Genomic DNA, 16,803 nt, shown 5'->3' with positions numbered 1-16,803 from the left:
ACGATGAAAAAATTATCCATGATCACGCAAATTAGTCTAGCTTTATTCATTGGGATCATTGTGGGAATTATTTTCCCTGAAAGTAACGTTGTATTGCAGCCAATTGGGGAAATCTTTTTAAGACTGATGCAGATGGCAATCCCCTTATTGATTTTAGGACAGATCATTCAAGCACTCGGAGGTATTCAGCTCAAAGAATTAACAAGCATTGGAGCAAGGACCATGGCTGCATTTGCAGTTTCTTCCTTTTTAGCAGCTGCTTGGGGGATAGTAATTGCTGTTTTCTTTGATCCAGGACAAGGAATCAGCTTAAGAGAATCACACGAAACAATTCAAGTCCAAGAGATTTCGCTTCAAGAAACGCTCATCAATTTTGTACCTAAAAATATTTTTGAGTCACTCGCACAAGGAACGATTATCCAGCTCATTGTTTTTGCGCTATTTTTTGGCTTAGCGTTAAATCATTATTTACAAAAACACCCTGAATCACAGCTTTTCCAACTGGTGATTGATTTTAACGAAGTAATTATTACAGTAATCAATTATGTGATGCGCTTGGCTCCAATCGGGATTTTTGCACTGGTCACGTCAAGTATTAGTCAACTAGGGATCCAAGTGATTGTACCGTTGTTGAAGTATTTACTGGTTTATAGTGTAGGCACGATCTTGTTTTTAGGTTTTTGGCTGTTGATCATTACTCTTTTTTGCCATTTAAACCCGTTACGAGTCATTCGTAACATGAAAAACATGTCGCTAGTGGCTTTAGCAACCACTTCTTCAGCGATCACTTTGCCTGTGGAACTAGAAGAAGCACAATACAAACTTGGATTAAGCAAACGAATCACTCATCTGGTGTTACCTTTAGGGATGTCATTAAATAGTAATGGTTCAGCACTACACATGACTGTGACGGTAATGACGATCGCTCAAATGTACCAAGTAGATTTTGATTTAACGAAGATGATTTATTTAGCAATTGTCGCTACCTTTGTTTCGTTGGCAAATGCTGTGGTACCGGGTGCTGGACTTGTATCATTAGCAATCATCGTTCCACAAATGGGTTTACCCATTGAAAGCATTGCAATTTTTGGAGGAGTTGAATGGCTGGTTGGTATGTTGCGTACGATCTTAAATGTTCATTCAGATGTCTATTCAGCAATCTTGGTTGCTAAATCTGTCAATGAAATCAGTCATGAGATTTTTAATGAAGGGTAAGAACGATCACAAAAAACATCCTTTGAGAGATGCTTATTCTCAAAGGATGTTTTTTTATTGTCAGTAGGAGGTAGGACATACTTGCCTAACATCCAACAAAGGATTGAAACCTCACTTTTTCTGCTTATTCCCACCAATGAAAACTAGACTACTGATTCTTCGTTTTCAGAAAAAATTAGAGTTATACATTCGCCTCCGATAAGGAGTAAGGTAGATCTGATTTTGAACGTTTCTTACTAGTAGGAACGATCCCCAACTGATAAGCAATCGTGCCACCAGTCAACAAGTCTTCATGTGTAAAGAAGAGTTTGCGATAGCTAGTTTCATTTCTTGTGATCTCATGGATAAATTGTTGTTGTGGGTGATTAGGGCTTGTTTCGATTGTTAAATGTTCACCATTAGACAACGTAAGCACAGCTTTGTCGACTAAAGGCATCCCGATGACATATTCACCTGTTCCTGGCGTGACAGGATAAAAGCCTAAACTATTAAAGATATACCAACCTGCCATGCTCCCATTGTCTTCATCTCCTGGATAACCAGTCGGGGTATCATCGAATGTTTGTGTCAGCAATTGTTTGATCAATGGTTGTGCCATTTCGGGTTTACCAATATAACTAAATAAATAAGGATAGTGGAAGCTTGGTTGATTGGAGATGGCAACTTGTCCAAACTCGATCGCTGCCATTTCACTCATTTCATGGATCTCAAAACCATAACCGCCAACTTCAAAAGTCGGTGCTTGATTACATAATTCAATCAGTTTTTCTTCAAATTGATCTGGTCCACCGTGAGCATTGATCAAACCAGCAAAATCATGGTAAACAGCAAAACTACTTTGCCAAGCGCTACCTTCTGCATAATCCTGACCCCAACGTGTGGAAGAAAACGGAGTACGGAATCTTCCTTCGGGATCTTTGGAACGCATGAAGCCGGTTTCCGGATCAAAGACATTTTGATAATTGAAAGATTGCTTTTGATAGTGTTGTGCGGTTGCTGCTTCATTCAAACCGGTGGCTACTTGGCTGATACAAAAGTCACTATAAGCGTAATCAAGGGTGTGATTGATTGATTCGTGGTAAGTATTTGGTACATAACCATATTTTAGATAATCAGTCGTTCCTTGACGTCCGTAATTTTGTTTTTCACTTTGGATCGTAGCACCTTTTTTCATTGCTTCGAGAAATTCAGCCATTAAATCTTTACGGATTCCCTTAACCGAGGCATCAGCAATCACTGCATCAATCAATGTTCCTGGCATGAGTCCACGCTCATCTGGCGAAAGCCATTTTGGTAAAAAGCCAGTTTCACGATAGCTGTTCAAAAAGCCTTCAAGCATCTCTTCATATTTTTCGACAGCAATCAAAGAGTAAAGTGGATACACTGTTTTATAAGTATCCCAAAAACCATTATTGGTATAAAGTACACCCGGTTTTACACTTTGACTAGTGGTATCATAATGGATTTTTTGTCCGGTCGAGTCGATTTCATAGAACGTTTGTGGGAATAAAAATACACGGTAGAGATTGTGGTAAAACGTCCGTAACTGTTGCGGATCATGATGCTCGACTTTGATTCGGTCAAAATAGTTTTGCCATTGTTGTGAACTATTCAGCAAATAGTCATCAGGTGTTTGATGTAACTCTTGTTCTAGATTAAATGAAGCTTGTTCAGAACTGATGAAGGAAGTACCGAAACGAATGACTTGTTTTTTTACGTCGCCAAAATAAATCGGAACCGACCCAGCGTCATCGGCTGTTAACTGTGACAATTCCTTTGATTGGATTGGCTGTTCAAAATGTAAGACAAAATAGAAGGTAAAATCAGGATCTTCGGCGCCTGCAAAATGAGTGACTTGTCCTTCAATCGTATAGGGATCTTTTAGAACTAATTGATGTTTACCAGGAAACGACAAAAGTAAACCGCTCTCATTTTTGTGGTAATCAATGGTTAGGACACCACCGTACATGCTAGGGATCAACGTGGAGCGAATACCATCACGTAATTGGTTGATCGTTAAATGAGTTGGACAGAATGTGCTTTCTTCTGGACGATACGAACTTTGTGCATGGAACAGGGTATTCTCAGGTAATAACCCATTGATCGGAGTGAAGACAAAATAGCTGAAGTCACCCATCCATGGACTTGGCTGATGGGTCAAACGGTAGCCTTGGAAGGTGTGATCGTCAGGATGGAACCACCAGCTACCTTTTTGATCAGTTGTCTGTGGGGCAAAGTAGTTCATCCCAAAAGGAACACCAGTATAAGGCTGGCAGTTCCCATTTGAGAAGTTCGCTTGATTGGCTGTACCGTGACGAGTATCAATGTGTTGAATGTTCATGTTAAATCTCCTTTGTTGAGTGTCGTTTGATAAATGAGACTGGTTGGCTCGTATCTTCGGGAATGTTATTTGTTTTGAGCCAAGTGATCAAAGCATTTCCTGCAAGTTCTCCTAGTTGGTGGAAATCTTGAGCAATCGTTGTTAATGGTGGATCAACTAAAGCGGCTGCTTGGATATCATCGAATCCAACGATCGAAAAATCATCTGGGATACGATAGCCTTGTTGTTTTAAATGATTCATCGTTTGAATAGCTACCAGATCGTTTTCGCAGACAAACGCAGTGACCTGATGTTCATTGATGTAGGTCAGTAACGTTTCAATCGTAGTGCCTTTTGCATCTAAAGTTGTATGAAACGACAAATTGGCTTTGTCCAAAGCTTCCAGGTAACCCAAGTATCGTTGTCGGACAGATTGTGGATGCGCCTGTTCACCAAAAAGATAGGCAATCTTTTTATGCCCTTTTGAAATCAAATGAGCCGTAGCCAAAGAACCACCTTGGAAATTATCTGAAAGGACAGTTGGAAAAGGAAGTTCATAGATTTTTTTATCTAAAACAACAACTGGGAATTGTTTCAATGATAATTCAAAGAGCAGATCCAGATGTTGATCGGTCGCAAACGCATAATAAATCATTCCGTCAAATTCTTGCATGATTTCCTTCGCCGTTTTGTTTGCCAGAAAATCAACAGTCGTCATCATGACCTCTAACTGATTTTCTTGCATCACTGGATTTAGTCCTTTTGTAAAATCTCCGACAGAAAGGTCAGATAAAAAGGGAAGTAGGAACAGGATGCGACTATTTTTAATCGCATCGTTTCTATTAAGATCACTAGTCGTTGCTTTGACAAAACTGCCTTTTCCTCTGACGCGATAAATCAGACCTAATTGTTCTAATTCAGTTAATGCACGTTTAGAAGTGATTCGACTCACTTGATACTTGGTGGACAATTCCTTTTCGGTAGGTACCTGGCTGTCAACAGGTAACGATCCATCAGCAATTGCTTGTTGTAAGTCATGAAAGATTTGTTGGTATAGTGGTTGATTCATAAAAGCACCTTCTTATAAGATATATCATATAAAGATCATAGCATAAAACCACTAAAAGTAAATAAGAAAAATCTCATTTTGAAAGCGTAGACAATTGTAAAGCGACGAGGTATAATCCTTTTATGATATATCAATAAAGAAAAGAGGAAAATAAATGGCATATAAAGATATACCAAAGTCAGTTCAACAGTTTATGGATGAAATTACTGCAAAATGTGGGGAAGAGCATGCAGATTGGGCAACGAATTTCTCTGCTGCCTTTGCCAATACATTGTTAACGACAGTCAAAAGACATGAAGACGGGACGACTTTTTTATTAACTGGTGATATTCCAGCGATGTGGTTGCGTGACTCCACCGCTCAAGTCCGTCCATATTTAGTCATTGCAAAAGAAGATGAAGACTTAGCTTCGATGATTAGTGGGCTTGTCAAAAAACAATTTGAATATATCAACATCGATCCATACGCAAACGCATTCAATGAAGAAGCAAATGGAGCAGGGCATCAAAGTGACCATACTGAAATGAATGATTGGATCTGGGAGCGTAAATATGAAATCGATTCCTTATGTTATCCTATCCAATTAGCTTACTTATTATATAAGAACACTGGTCGAACGGACCAATTGAATGATTCGTTTGTTGAAGGAATCAAAAAAGCCTTACATGTCTTCAAAACCGAACAAGATCACAATCAATCTCCTTATACTTTCGAAAGAGATACGACGAGGAAAGAAGATACCTTAGTCAACGATGGACGTGGAAGTGCAGTTGCACCAACTGGAATGACTTGGTCTGGTTTTCGTCCAAGCGATGATGCGTGTCAATATGGCTACCTCGTTCCTTCAAATATGTTTGCTGTAGTAGTGCTGGGTTATATTGAAGAAATCTTTACGAACATTCTCACGGAAGAAACAAGTAGTAAAGCAATCCTTGAAGAAGCCAAACGTTTAAAAGAAGATATCCAAAAAGGAATCGAAGACCATGCGTTGACTAAAAACCAACAAGGAGAAACCATCTATGCTTATGAAGTTGATGGATTAGGAAACGCTTCTATTATGGATGACAGTAATGTACCTAATTTGATTGCTGCTCCGTATTTAGGTTACTGTTCTACCACAGATGAACAATATTTGGCAACGAGAAAAACGTTACTAAGTAAAGAGAACCCTTACTTCTATGAAGGGAAATATGCAAAAGGGATCGGATCATCTCACACTCCAGAAAATTACATCTGGCCGATTGCATTAGCGATGGAAGGGATGACCACTGAAGATAAAGAAGAGAAAAAGCGGATTTTAGACTTATTAGTTGCGACAGATGCTGGTACACATTTGATGCACGAGGGGTTTGATGTCGATAATCCAAACAACTACACCAGAGAATGGTTCTCTTGGGCGAACATGATGTTTTGTGAATTAGTGATGGATTACTTTGATATTCGAGTAGCGAAATAGGAGGAATAAAATGAAAAAGAAAGTATATATCATTTCACACAGTCATTGGGATCGTGAATGGTACATGGCTTATGAACAGCATCATATGCGTTTAGTCGAATTGATGGATGATCTTTTGGAATTATTTGAAACCGATCCAGATTTCAATAGTTTCCATTTAGATGGACAAACGATTATTTTAGATGATTATTTACAAGTACGTCCAGAAAAGAAAGAAGCGGTGCAACGAGCAATTGATGCGGGTAAATTAAGGATCGGTCCTTTTTATATTTTACAAGATGATTTCTTGATCAGTTCAGAAGCGAATGTCCGTAATATGTTGATTGGAATGGAAGAAAGTAAGAAGTGGGGAACGCCTGTGATGCTCGGTTATTTCCCGGATACTTTTGGAAATATGGGGCAAACACCACAAATGATGAAACAAGCAGGACTTTCAGCTGCTGCTTTTGGACGAGGCGTAAAACCAATTGGCTTTGATAATCAAGTCTTGGAAGCAGAAAATTATTCTTCTCAATATTCTGAAATGTGGTGGAAAGGACCAGATAGCACAGAAATCTTTGGGTTACTGTTTGCCAATTGGTACAGTAATGGAAATGAGATCCCGGCTGAAAAAGAGAAAGCAAGAGCCTTTTGGGACCAAAAGCTGGCAGATGCAGAGCAATACGCATCAACCAATCATCTGTTGATGATGAATGGAGTGGATCATCAACCGGTTCAAAAGGATGTAACAGCAGCAATCAAATTAGCGAATGAATTATATCCAGAGTATGAATTTATCCATTCCAATTTTGTCGATTATCTTGCAGCGGTGCAAAAGGACTTGCCAGAAGAACTTGGTTCCGTTGAGGGAGAGTTGACCAGTCAGGAAACAGATGGCTGGTATACGTTAGCGAATACTGCTTCAGCACGTGTCTATTTAAAACAATGGAATACTAAAGTTCAAAGACAAATTGAAAATATTGCTGAGCCATTAGCAACGATGGCTTATGAAGTTACTGGTAAATACCCCCATGATCAATTAGATTATGCGTGGAAAACGTTGATGCAAAATCATCCACATGACAGTATTTGCGGGTGTTCGGTTGATTCTGTCCATCGAGAAATGATGACACGGTTTGAAAAAGCAGATGAAGTAGGGAAGTATTTAGCAGAAGAAGCGATCAAACAACTAGCCCAAGCGATCGACACTAGCAACTTACCAGCAAAAAGCTATCCTTTCTTAGTTATGAACACCGCTGGATCAGCAAAGACTGGTGAAGCAGAAATAACGATTGAGTTAGAAAGAAAATGTTTTGCAGAAGGAATACCTGAGAAATTATATGAAGAATTAGAAAAGCAACCACCAAAAAGCTACCATGTAGAAACATCCAATGGGGAAGAAGTCCCTGCACTACTATCAGAAACATTTGTGACGTTTGATTATGATCTGCCAAAAGATCGGTTTAGGATTCCTTACATGGCGAGAAAAATCACGGTCACTTTACCAGTGAGCGAAATGCCAGCTTTTTCTTGGAACACGTATGTATTAATAGAAGGAAAAGCTAAAGAAGAAAAAGAGACGATGATCCAAAACGATGGACGAGTATTAGAAAATCAACAAGTTCGGCTAGAGGTCAAATCGAATGGCACCTTGACGTTGAAAGACAAAACGACGGGCAAACAACTAGATGAATTATTGACATTCGAAGATGTTGGGGATATTGGAAATGAATATATCTTCAAACAGCCTGAAAATGACCAACCTATTTTATCAAAGGAAAATGATCAAAGTACTGTAGAAGTCATTACTGATACGAGTGAATTAGCACAAGTAAAAGTTACCCAGGAATTATTGATCCCAGTAGCTGCTGATGAACGTTTAGCAAAAGAACAACAGATGGTCATTGAGTTTCGTCACCGTAAAGCAGGTCGTTCAAAAGAAAAGCGTGTGTTAGAAGTAACAACTGTTATCACTTTAAGAAAAGACAGCAAAAAAATCGACTTTGAAACAAAAGTGAATAATCAAATGGATGATCATCGCTTACGTGTGTTGTTCCCAACAAAGTTACATGTGAAACAACATCAAGCTGATAGTATTTTTGAAGTGGTTACCCGTCCCAATGATGTATCAAGTAGTTGGGAAAATCCAACAAATCCACAGCATCAACAGGCGTTCGTTCATTTAGAAGGAAACGATTATGGCGTAACAGTTGGCAATTATGGATTAAATGAATATGAAGTAATCGATGACAGTGTGATTGCGGTGACTTTACTACGTTGTGTAGGGGAATTAGGAGATTGGGGATATTTTCCAACACCAGAAGCCCAATGTCATGGGGTACATTGCTTTAACTACAGTATCGAAGTGCATCAGCCAGAAGAAAAATTTGCTAGTTACCATCATGCTTATAGCGCACAGATTCCTTTTTCTACCACGCAAATGGCGATTCAATCAGGAACATTGCCAGCTGAAAACAGCTATTTAACTTGCGAAGGGGAAACGTTTGCAATTACTGCTTTGAAACGAAGTAAATTTAGTGATAAAGTAGTGGTGCGTGGGTTTAATCTGTCCGGTCTTGATTCACCATTACAAATCACTAAAAATGGGAAACAAGGGGAATTATTGAATCTGCTAGAAGAAACAGTTGAGCAAACGATTGCTCCGACCGTTAGACCTTATGAAATTCGGACAATCGGATTCGAGGAGGAATAAGCAATGTATGGTGGAATAGAAGCAGGGGGAACAAAATTCATCTGTGCCGTTTCAAATGAAGGCGTTATCGTAGAAAGAGTAAGTATTCCTACAACTACACCTGAAGAAACACTAAAGCAAGTATTTGATTTTTTTGATCAATATGAACTAGAGGCGTTAGGGATCGGTTCGTTTGGTCCGATCGGTATTGATAAAAATACCGATAATTATGGGTATGTTTTGGCAACACCTAAACCTGGATGGGGCAACTACAATTTTTTAGGCAGCATCCAAGAACGTTACGGAATTCCGATGGCTTGGACGACAGATGTGAATGCAGCAGCTTACGGCGAATTGCTAAAAGGAGCCGCACAAGGGAAAAAGAGTTGTATTTATTTGACTGTCGGTACAGGGATCGGTGCCGGTGTGGTCCTTGAAGGAGATATCTTTTCTGGACTTGCCCACCCAGAAATGGGGCATATCTGGGTAAAACGTCATCCAGAGGATACCTATGAAGGAACATGTCCTTACCACAAAGATTGTTTGGAGGGATTAGCGGCTGGACCTTCAATTGAGGCACGAACTGGAATCAAAGGCCAAGAACTTCCTCAAGATCATCCAATATGGGACATCCAAGCCTATTATATTGCTCAAGCATTGATCAATTATACGTTGACGTTAGCTCCTGAAAAAATCATTTTAGGTGGCGGAGTGATGAATCAAGATCACTTGTTGCATAAAATTCGACAACAATTCGTTGAGTTAATGGGTGGGTACATGGAAACGCCACAAGTAGATGAGTACATTGTACGCTGGGGTCTGCCGAATGAGAGTGGAATTATTGGCAGCTTGCTTTTAGCAGAAAAAGAACATGGTAAACAATAAGGTGTATATATTCTATATATAGTAATAAAAAACGGCTAGAGGTGTGTCCCTAGCCGTTTTTTTGATTGTGATCAGTAGTGGATTGCTCCTTACAATAGTGTCTTTACCATAAACCAGGGAGGGCTTTTGCTACAATGGTTTCTTGCGTGAAAGGATGAGACATGTGTAATTCTAACGCATGGAGCATGAGACGGTTCGCAGGCCGTGTTTGGTAAAGTGGATCGCCGACAATGGGATGACCAATGTGAGAGAGATGGACCCTGATTTGATGGGTACGTCCGGTTTCCAAAACACAGTAAACCTGAGTCTGACCATTCACTACTTGATCAACGGAAACATGTGTGAGAGCCGTTTGACCTTTATGAGGATCTACCACCCGTTTTCTGCGATCGTGCCGATCACGACCGATTTTGTCTTTCAAAATCAAATCCTTTTTGATTGTTCCCCAGACAAGTGCTTGGTATCGTCGATAAATCTTCTTTTGTTCCAACATTCTGCCTAGGATAGGTAAAACAAAGGGATTTTTAGCAAATAAAATTGCACCACTTGTTTCTTTGTCCAATCGATGCACGACATAAGGACGTTGCTCTTTTTTCTTTAAATACGCAGCTAAGTGATTCAATAAAGTATCATTTTCGGTTGGTTCATTCGGATGAGTTTTCATGCCGGCGGGTTTATTGACAATGAGTAAATGATCGTCTTCATATAATGGTTGGACGAAGGAAGCTTTACCCAATTGGACTTCTTGGTATTGATAATCAGTTTCTTCAAAACGTAACGTAATATGGTCACCAGCGTGGACTTCAAAATGAAATAAGGCAGGTTCTTGATTGATCCACACATTTTTTCTTATACGTAAAAAGTGGCGGACTTTTCTTGGAACGAGCCATTCTTGTTCTAATAATTCTCGAATGGTGGTTGTTGGCTGAGTGTCAGGTAACGTGATCGTGATTTCCATAAAAATACTCCTTTTAGTAAAAATGCAGCTCTATTGTACCATTTTTAAAACTTATTTAAGAAAAAAGTGACTAATTTCTGATGCTTCTTATGCTAAACTATCGTCAAAACTTAAAAAAACAGTTTGCCTACATCTCAAGCAGGAAGAATGAAGAACGTACCTGTGGTAGAATAAGGCGATTCAATCAAATAGACAGGAGAAGAATAAATGGATTTTCAAAGCATTTTAAGTAAAATAAAAGCTGCTTTGATCAGTTTTTGGCATTGGATTAAACCTTATTTAGGGCGATTCCATCGATGGCGAAAACGTATATGGAAAAAGTATCATATCAATAAACTGATCCTATTGATTGGCTTGATCTGTGTATTGATCGTCAGTATCTATCTTTTTATTTTAGCAAAACAGGCAAATGTCTCCACATTAAAATCGGGGCTAAGTCAGTCTACCGTTATCTATGATAAAAAGAATGAAGAAGCAGGCACCCTTTATGCTCAAAAAGGGACTTATGTGGAATTGAATGCAATCTCTCCAGATATCCAAAATGCGGTTATCTCAACCGAAGATCGCAATTTTTATCAGCATCATGGATTTGATATCAAAGGGATCGCTCGGGCAGCAGTTCGGATGGTCCTTTCAGGTGGCACTTCTGGTGGAGGTGGGAGTACAATTACCCAACAATTAGCTAAAAATGCTTATTTGACACTTGATCAAACTTTTGACCGTAAAGCAAAAGAATTATTTTTAGCCATTGAAATTGAAAAGAAATACAGCAAAGAAGAGATTTTGACCATGTATCTCAACAATGCTTATTTTGGAAATGGGGTATGGGGCGTACAAGATGCTTCAAGGAAATACTTTGGGGTAGATGCTAATCAGGTTAATTTAGCAGAAGCGGCAACGTTAGCTGGGATGCTTAAAGGTCCGGGTATCTATAATCCGATCGATCACCCAGAAAATGCCAACAATCGAAAAAACACCGTATTGAGTGTCATGGAAGAAAACGGCAAGATCACGAAACAACAATACCAAACGGAAAGCAAAGTGGATATCAAACAATACGTGAAAGATACGTATGATAATTCGGAATCAGGCTATCGCTATCCTTATTACTTTGATGCCGTGATTGATGAAGCAGTCAATGATTATGGTTTAGATGAAGAAGATGTGATGAACAAAGGATACAAAATCTATACATCACTTGATCAAAATTATCAAAAACAATTAGAAACAACGTATCAAAACAATGCACTATTTCCGGCAAACGCTGCGGATGGGGCGATGGTTCAATCCGCATCAGTCGCATTAGATCCTAAAACTGGTGGAGTTGAGGCGCTGGTAGGGCGACGTGGCGAACATGTTTTCCGAGGATTCAGTTTTGCAACACAAATGAAACGTTCTCCTGGCTCAACGATCAAACCGTTAAGTGTGTATGCGCCAGCGTTAGAAGCGGGATACACCCCAGCAAGTATTTTGAAAGATGAACCATTATCTTATTATAAAGCTCATAATTACGACGGGACGTACCGTGGTGAAGTACCGATGTATCAGGCGGTTGCTGAAAGTTTGAATCTTCCTGCTGTATGGTTGCTTCATGAAATCGGTCTTCAAAAAGGTTATGATAAAGCAGAAGAATTTGGATTACCTCTATCGAAATCAGATAAGTATTATGGTTTAGCATTAGGTGGTTTAGCTAAGGGAGTTTCGCCGTTAACGATGGCTGGAGCTTACAGTGCATTTGCTAACGCTGGTAAAATGTACAAACCACATCTGATTACTAAAATCGTGGATTCAACGGGTGCAGTAATTGTTGACAAGACCAATGAAAAACCTAAACAAGTCATTTCAGAAGAAACGGCTAATCAAATGACTTCAATGCTGCTTGGGACTTTTTCTAATGGGACAGCCGTTGCAGCTAAACCGGCTGGTTACACAGTCGCAGGGAAAACAGGAACGACTGAAACCAATTTTGATCCTACCAAAGCTAACGACCAATGGATTGTTGGCTATACGCCTAATGTCGTGATTTCAACTTGGATGGGATATGAAGAATCTAGTGAATTGCATTATTTAGCAGGAACAAGTGGGAATGTGGTTGGTAAAGTCTTCAAATCGGCCGCAGAAGGCATTCTTCCTTATACTGAGCAAGAGCCTTTCCCTGTAGCAGATGCATATGCGACTGGCGGAAAAGTAGTCCCTGCTGATCAAGTCAATAATAATACGCAAACCAATGAGAACTCAGAACAATGGAAAGAAAATCTGAATAAATACGGGGAACAAGCTAAAGATGGGCTGAAAAATATCGGTGATATGGTAAAAGAAGGCGTAAGAGGTTTAGGTGAAGCTGCGAAAGATCTCTGGCGGAAATATCAAGGACAGTAATCCTATGAAAAACGATAAACAAATGGTACAATAAAACTAAACGATCTATAGAAAAGAGGCTAACTATGTCAAATATTTATGATAGCGCAAATCAAATCGAACGCGAGATTCGCGAATTGCAAGAATTCAAAGCTTTAGAAGAAGCCTATGCAAAAGTTAAAGCAAATGAAGAAGCACATCGTCTATTCAAAGATTTCCAAGCGATGCAAATCGAATTGCAAGAAAAACAAATGAGCGGGCAAGAATTTAGCGATGAAGATGCAATGAAAGCGCAAGAAATGGCAATGAAAATTCAATCAGAAGAAGTGATCAATGATTTGATGCAAAAAGAACAACAATTCAGCACGATCATCAATGACTTGAATCGCATCATCATGACACCAGTTAGAGATTTATACAGCGAATAATTAACGTTGTAGAAAATAATTTAGCCAGAACAAGCAAAAGCAACGTAAAACAAAATTGTTTTGCGTTGCTTTTTTAGTATGAAGAAATCAGACGGGGATAACTCATAGAAAATTAGCTTATTTTTCATTGTTTAATAAATAATTATTGTTAACCTAGCTATAATAGCTGATTTTGTCTATTATAGAAGCGTAGAAATGTCTATTCAAGTAGTGAATTTCTCTCATATAAAGCAAGGAGGTGGAGCGATGAAACACAAAAAATTTTCTTGGAAAGATTTTTGGGAAATCAGTGGCTCGTATCTTTTCACGATTATTTTGCTACCCGCATTTTATTCTTTAACTACAAATCAGCCATTAACAAATGTTTTTAGCGACCAATATCTGATCGATATTCTTCTCTTGTTTCTTTTTGTGATCTTGCCATTAGCTATTTATAAAGGTGTGCGGTATCGAAAGTAAGATATGAGAGATATTTGATGTTTGAGCATGAAAATAGTTAGTCATTGCAGTAATCGTCTGAAGTACCGATGAGTCTAAATAAGAAGATAGGCAACTAAAGTAGGTTAGACCAATAGAGAGAAATAAAGTAAGGTACTGCTAAAATTAATTTTTAGCTTGACCATTCTTTTTTTTAATGGTAAAGTAATTGACGTCGCTGAAAAAGAGAAAAAGATCGTGAAATTTATTTAGAAAAATTCATTGACATTTACTTTTTAAGGTGATAAGATAACTAAGTCGTAAAAAATCAATAGCTTACGAAGCTTGATTTCATCGAAAAAAACTTTAAAAAAGTTGTTGACAAATAACAAATGACGAGTTATGATAAATGAGTTGCTGAAACACTTCTGAAAAACGAAGTCAAAAAACTTTTAAAAAAGAGTTGACAAACAAACGTCGCTCTGATATGATATAAAAGTTGCTACGGCAATCTCAACTGATTAGCTTTTAATCAAGTAGACCTTTGAAAACTGAACAAAGCAAAGACAAACCAAATGTGTAGGGCGTCTTGATTGATTCAAGACAACAAACATTTTTAACAAGCAAGCAATATGCTAGCAAACAATTGAGCTTAACAATCGTAAGATTGTTCGAACTTTTTATGAGAGTTTGATCCTGGCTCAGGACGAACGCTGGCGGCGTGCCTAATACATGCAAGTCGAACGCTTCTTTTTCCACCGGAGCTTGCTCCACCGGAAAAAGAGGAGTGGCGAACGGGTGAGTAACACGTGGGTAACCTGCCCATCAGAAGGGGATAACACTTGGAAACAGGTGCTAATACCGTATAACAATCGAAACCGCATGGTTTTGATTTGAAAGGCGCTTTCGGGTGTCGCTGATGGATGGACCCGCGGTGCATTAGCTAGTTGGTGAGGTAACGGCTCACCAAGGCGACGATGCATAGCCGACCTGAGAGGGTGATCGGCCACATTGGGACTGAGACACGGCCCAAACTCCTACGGGAGGCAGCAGTAGGGAATCTTCGGCAATGGACGAAAGTCTGACCGAGCAACGCCGCGTGAGTGAAGAAGGTTTTCGGATCGTAAAACTCTGTTGTTAGAGAAGAACAAGGATGAGAGTAACTGTTCATCCCTTGACGGTATCTAACCAGAAAGCCACGGCTAACTACGTGCCAGCAGCCGCGGTAATACGTAGGTGGCAAGCGTTGTCCGGATTTATTGGGCGTAAAGCGAGCGCAGGCGGTTTCTTAAGTCTGATGTGAAAGCCCCCGGCTCAACCGGGGAGGGTCATTGGAAACTGGGAGACTTGAGTGCAGAAGAGGAGAGTGGAATTCCATGTGTAGCGGTGAAATGCGTAGATATATGGAGGAACACCAGTGGCGAAGGCGGCTCTCTGGTCTGTAACTGACGCTGAGGCTCGAAAGCGTGGGGAGCAAACAGGATTAGATACCCTGGTAGTCCACGCCGTAAACGATGAGTGCTAAGTGTTGGAGGGTTTCCGCCCTTCAGTGCTGCAGCTAACGCATTAAGCACTCCGCCTGGGGAGTACGACCGCAAGGTTGAAACTCAAAGGAATTGACGGGGGCCCGCACAAGCGGTGGAGCATGTGGTTTAATTCGAAGCAACGCGAAGAACCTTACCAGGTCTTGACATCCTTTGACCACTCTAGAGATAGAGCTTCCCCTTCGGGGGCAAAGTGACAGGTGGTGCATGGTTGTCGTCAGCTCGTGTCGTGAGATGTTGGGTTAAGTCCCGCAACGAGCGCAACCCTTATTGTTAGTTGCCATCATTTAGTTGGGCACTCTAGCAAGACTGCCGGTGACAAACCGGAGGAAGGTGGGGATGACGTCAAATCATCATGCCCCTTATGACCTGGGCTACACACGTGCTACAATGGGAAGTACAACGAGTCGCAAAGTCGCGAGGCTAAGCTAATCTCTTAAAGCTTCTCTCAGTTCGGATTGTAGGCTGCAACTCGCCTACATGAAGCCGGAATCGCTAGTAATCGCGGATCAGCACGCCGCGGTGAATACGTTCCCGGGCCTTGTACACACCGCCCGTCACACCACGAGAGTTTGTAACACCCGAAGTCGGTGAGGTAACCTTTTGGAGCCAGCCGCCTAAGGTGGGATAGATGATTGGGGTGAAGTCGTAACAAGGTAGCCGTATCGGAAGGTGCGGCTGGATCACCTCCTTTCTAAGGAATATTACGGAGACTACACTGTTTGTTTTTCACTTTGTTCAGTTTTGAGAGGTTTACTCTCAAAGAGATATTTTTGTTCATTGAAAACTGGATATTTGAAGTAAATTAGTAATACAAACCGAGAACACCGCGTTGAATGAGTTTTTTAATAAGTTCAATTGCTTATTTTCTTGATCGGACTTCTATCGCTAGAAGAAAGATCAAAACCCAACCGCAAGGTTGATAAGGTTAAGTGAATAAGGGCGCACGGTGGATGCCTTGGCACTAGGAGCCGATGAAGGACGGGACTAACACCGATATGCTTTGGGGAGCTGTACGTAAGCTATGATCCAGAGATTTCCGAATGGGGGAACCCAGCATCTTTTATAGGATGTTACGTTTGCGTGAATACATAGCGCATTCGAGGTAGACGCAGAGAACTGAAACATCTAAGTACCTGCAGGAAGAGAAAGAAAATTCGATTCCCTGAGTAGCGGCGAGCGAAACGGGAAAAGCCCAAACCAATGAGCTTGCTCATTGGGGTTGTAGGACTCCGATATGGTAGTTCTTTCAGATAGTCGAATGACTTGGAAAAGTCAGTCAAAGAGGGTAAAAACCCCGTAGATGAAATTTGGAAGGCACCTAGGAGGATCCTGAGTACGGCGGAACACGAGGAATTCCGTCGGAATCCGGGAGGACCATCTCCCAAGGCTAAATACTCCCTAGTGACCGATAGTGAACCAGTACCGTGAGGGAAAGGTGAAAAGCACCCCGGAAGGGGAGTGAAATAGAACCTGAAACCG

Annotated in this window: 10 protein-coding genes and 2 rRNA genes (1 of these 12 cut by a window edge); 9 read left to right on the top strand and 3 right to left on the bottom strand. The window is 40.3% G+C overall.

The genetic code is table 11. The features are described from left to right. Window positions 1–3 precede the first annotated feature (3 nt). On the top strand, window positions 4–1,215 hold the full coding sequence (locus IGJ11_RS11575; RefSeq protein ID WP_207432694.1) for a dicarboxylate/amino acid:cation symporter: 1,212 nt from the start codon (window positions 4–6) through the stop codon (window positions 1,213–1,215). Window positions 1,216–1,396: 181 nt separating this feature from the next. Here the strand turns inward: IGJ11_RS11575 and IGJ11_RS11570 are convergent, their stop codons facing one another. Both IGJ11_RS11570 and IGJ11_RS11565 read right to left on the bottom strand, forming a co-directional pair. Beyond that, a complete protein-coding gene (locus IGJ11_RS11570; RefSeq protein ID WP_207432734.1) occupies window positions 1,397–3,610 on the bottom strand; it encodes a GH92 family glycosyl hydrolase in 2,214 nt (737 codons plus the stop codon). Further along, a complete protein-coding gene (locus IGJ11_RS11565) occupies window positions 3,558–4,604 on the bottom strand; it encodes a GntR family transcriptional regulator (RefSeq protein ID WP_207432696.1) in 1,047 nt (348 codons plus the stop codon). The genes IGJ11_RS11570 and IGJ11_RS11565 overlap by 53 nt, the downstream gene beginning before the upstream one ends. Window positions 4,605–4,758: 154 nt before the next feature. On the opposite strand from IGJ11_RS11565, the gene IGJ11_RS11560 reads away from it, so the two are divergent. The 3 genes from IGJ11_RS11560 to IGJ11_RS11550 are packed head-to-tail and all read left to right on the top strand — an operon-like array spanning window position 4,759 to window position 9,616. After that, window positions 4,759–6,060, top strand: a complete 1,302-nt coding sequence (locus IGJ11_RS11560; protein WP_207432698.1) for a glycoside hydrolase family 125 protein — start codon at window positions 4,759–4,761, stop codon at window positions 6,058–6,060. Window positions 6,061–6,070: 10 nt separating this feature from the next. Then, complete coding sequence (locus IGJ11_RS11555; protein WP_207432700.1) at window positions 6,071–8,752, top strand: alpha-mannosidase; 2,682 nt, start codon at window positions 6,071–6,073, stop codon at window positions 8,750–8,752. Between the two features lie 3 nt (window positions 8,753–8,755). Further along, window positions 8,756–9,616, top strand: coding sequence for an ROK family protein (locus tag IGJ11_RS11550; protein ID WP_207432703.1), 861 nt, complete (start codon window positions 8,756–8,758; stop codon window positions 9,614–9,616). A gap of 103 nt (window positions 9,617–9,719) precedes the next feature. On the opposite strand, the gene IGJ11_RS11545 is transcribed toward IGJ11_RS11550, so the two are convergent. Beyond that, window positions 9,720–10,574: an RluA family pseudouridine synthase gene (locus tag IGJ11_RS11545; protein WP_207432706.1), complete on the bottom strand. Its 855-nt coding sequence runs from the start codon at window positions 10,572–10,574 to the stop codon at window positions 9,720–9,722. A gap of 207 nt (window positions 10,575–10,781) precedes the next feature. Between IGJ11_RS11545 and IGJ11_RS11540 the strand changes: the two genes are divergently transcribed. From IGJ11_RS11540 to IGJ11_RS11520, 5 genes are all read left to right on the top strand, one after another. Beyond that, complete coding sequence (locus tag IGJ11_RS11540) at window positions 10,782–12,953, top strand: PBP1A family penicillin-binding protein (RefSeq protein ID WP_034867921.1); 2,172 nt, start codon at window positions 10,782–10,784, stop codon at window positions 12,951–12,953. 65 nt (window positions 12,954–13,018) lie between these two features. Further along, entirely contained in the window at window positions 13,019–13,360 is a 342-nt protein-coding gene (locus IGJ11_RS11535; protein WP_010720913.1) for a YlbF family regulator, read from the top strand. A gap of 246 nt (window positions 13,361–13,606) precedes the next feature. Further along, on the top strand, window positions 13,607–13,819 hold the full coding sequence (locus IGJ11_RS11530; protein WP_010720912.1) for a hypothetical protein: 213 nt from the start codon (window positions 13,607–13,609) through the stop codon (window positions 13,817–13,819). 636 nt (window positions 13,820–14,455) lie between these two features. Then, window positions 14,456–16,015, top strand: a 16S ribosomal RNA gene (locus tag IGJ11_RS11525). Between the two features lie 232 nt (window positions 16,016–16,247). Further along, window positions 16,248–16,803, top strand: a 23S ribosomal RNA gene (locus IGJ11_RS11520); it runs 2,358 nt beyond the window's last position. Together the 16S and 23S rRNA genes form the textbook arrangement of a ribosomal RNA operon.

Origin of the sequence: Enterococcus sp. DIV0691, assembly GCF_051711145.1 — a bacterium.
GTDB lineage: Bacteria > Bacillota > Bacilli > Lactobacillales > Enterococcaceae > Enterococcus_B > Enterococcus_B hirae.
Note: the sequence above shows the minus strand (reverse complement) of the source record. Positions and strands in the feature narration are given on the sequence as shown.

Coding starts and splice junctions, on each gene's coding strand:
- IGJ11_RS11575 (WP_207432694.1), top strand. CDS start 4: ATGAAAAAATTATCCATGATCACGCAAATTAGTCTAGCTTTATTCATT.
- IGJ11_RS11565 (WP_207432696.1), bottom strand. CDS start 4,604: ATGAATCAACCACTATACCAACAAATCTTTCATGACTTACAACAAGCA.
- IGJ11_RS11560 (WP_207432698.1), top strand. CDS start 4,759: ATGGCATATAAAGATATACCAAAGTCAGTTCAACAGTTTATGGATGAA.
- IGJ11_RS11555 (WP_207432700.1), top strand. CDS start 6,071: ATGAAAAAGAAAGTATATATCATTTCACACAGTCATTGGGATCGTGAA.
- IGJ11_RS11550 (WP_207432703.1), top strand. CDS start 8,756: ATGTATGGTGGAATAGAAGCAGGGGGAACAAAATTCATCTGTGCCGTT.
- IGJ11_RS11545 (WP_207432706.1), bottom strand. CDS start 10,574: ATGGAAATCACGATCACGTTACCTGACACTCAGCCAACAACCACCATT.
- IGJ11_RS11540 (WP_034867921.1), top strand. CDS start 10,782: ATGGATTTTCAAAGCATTTTAAGTAAAATAAAAGCTGCTTTGATCAGT.
- IGJ11_RS11535 (WP_010720913.1), top strand. CDS start 13,019: ATGTCAAATATTTATGATAGCGCAAATCAAATCGAACGCGAGATTCGC.
- IGJ11_RS11530 (WP_010720912.1), top strand. CDS start 13,607: ATGAAACACAAAAAATTTTCTTGGAAAGATTTTTGGGAAATCAGTGGC.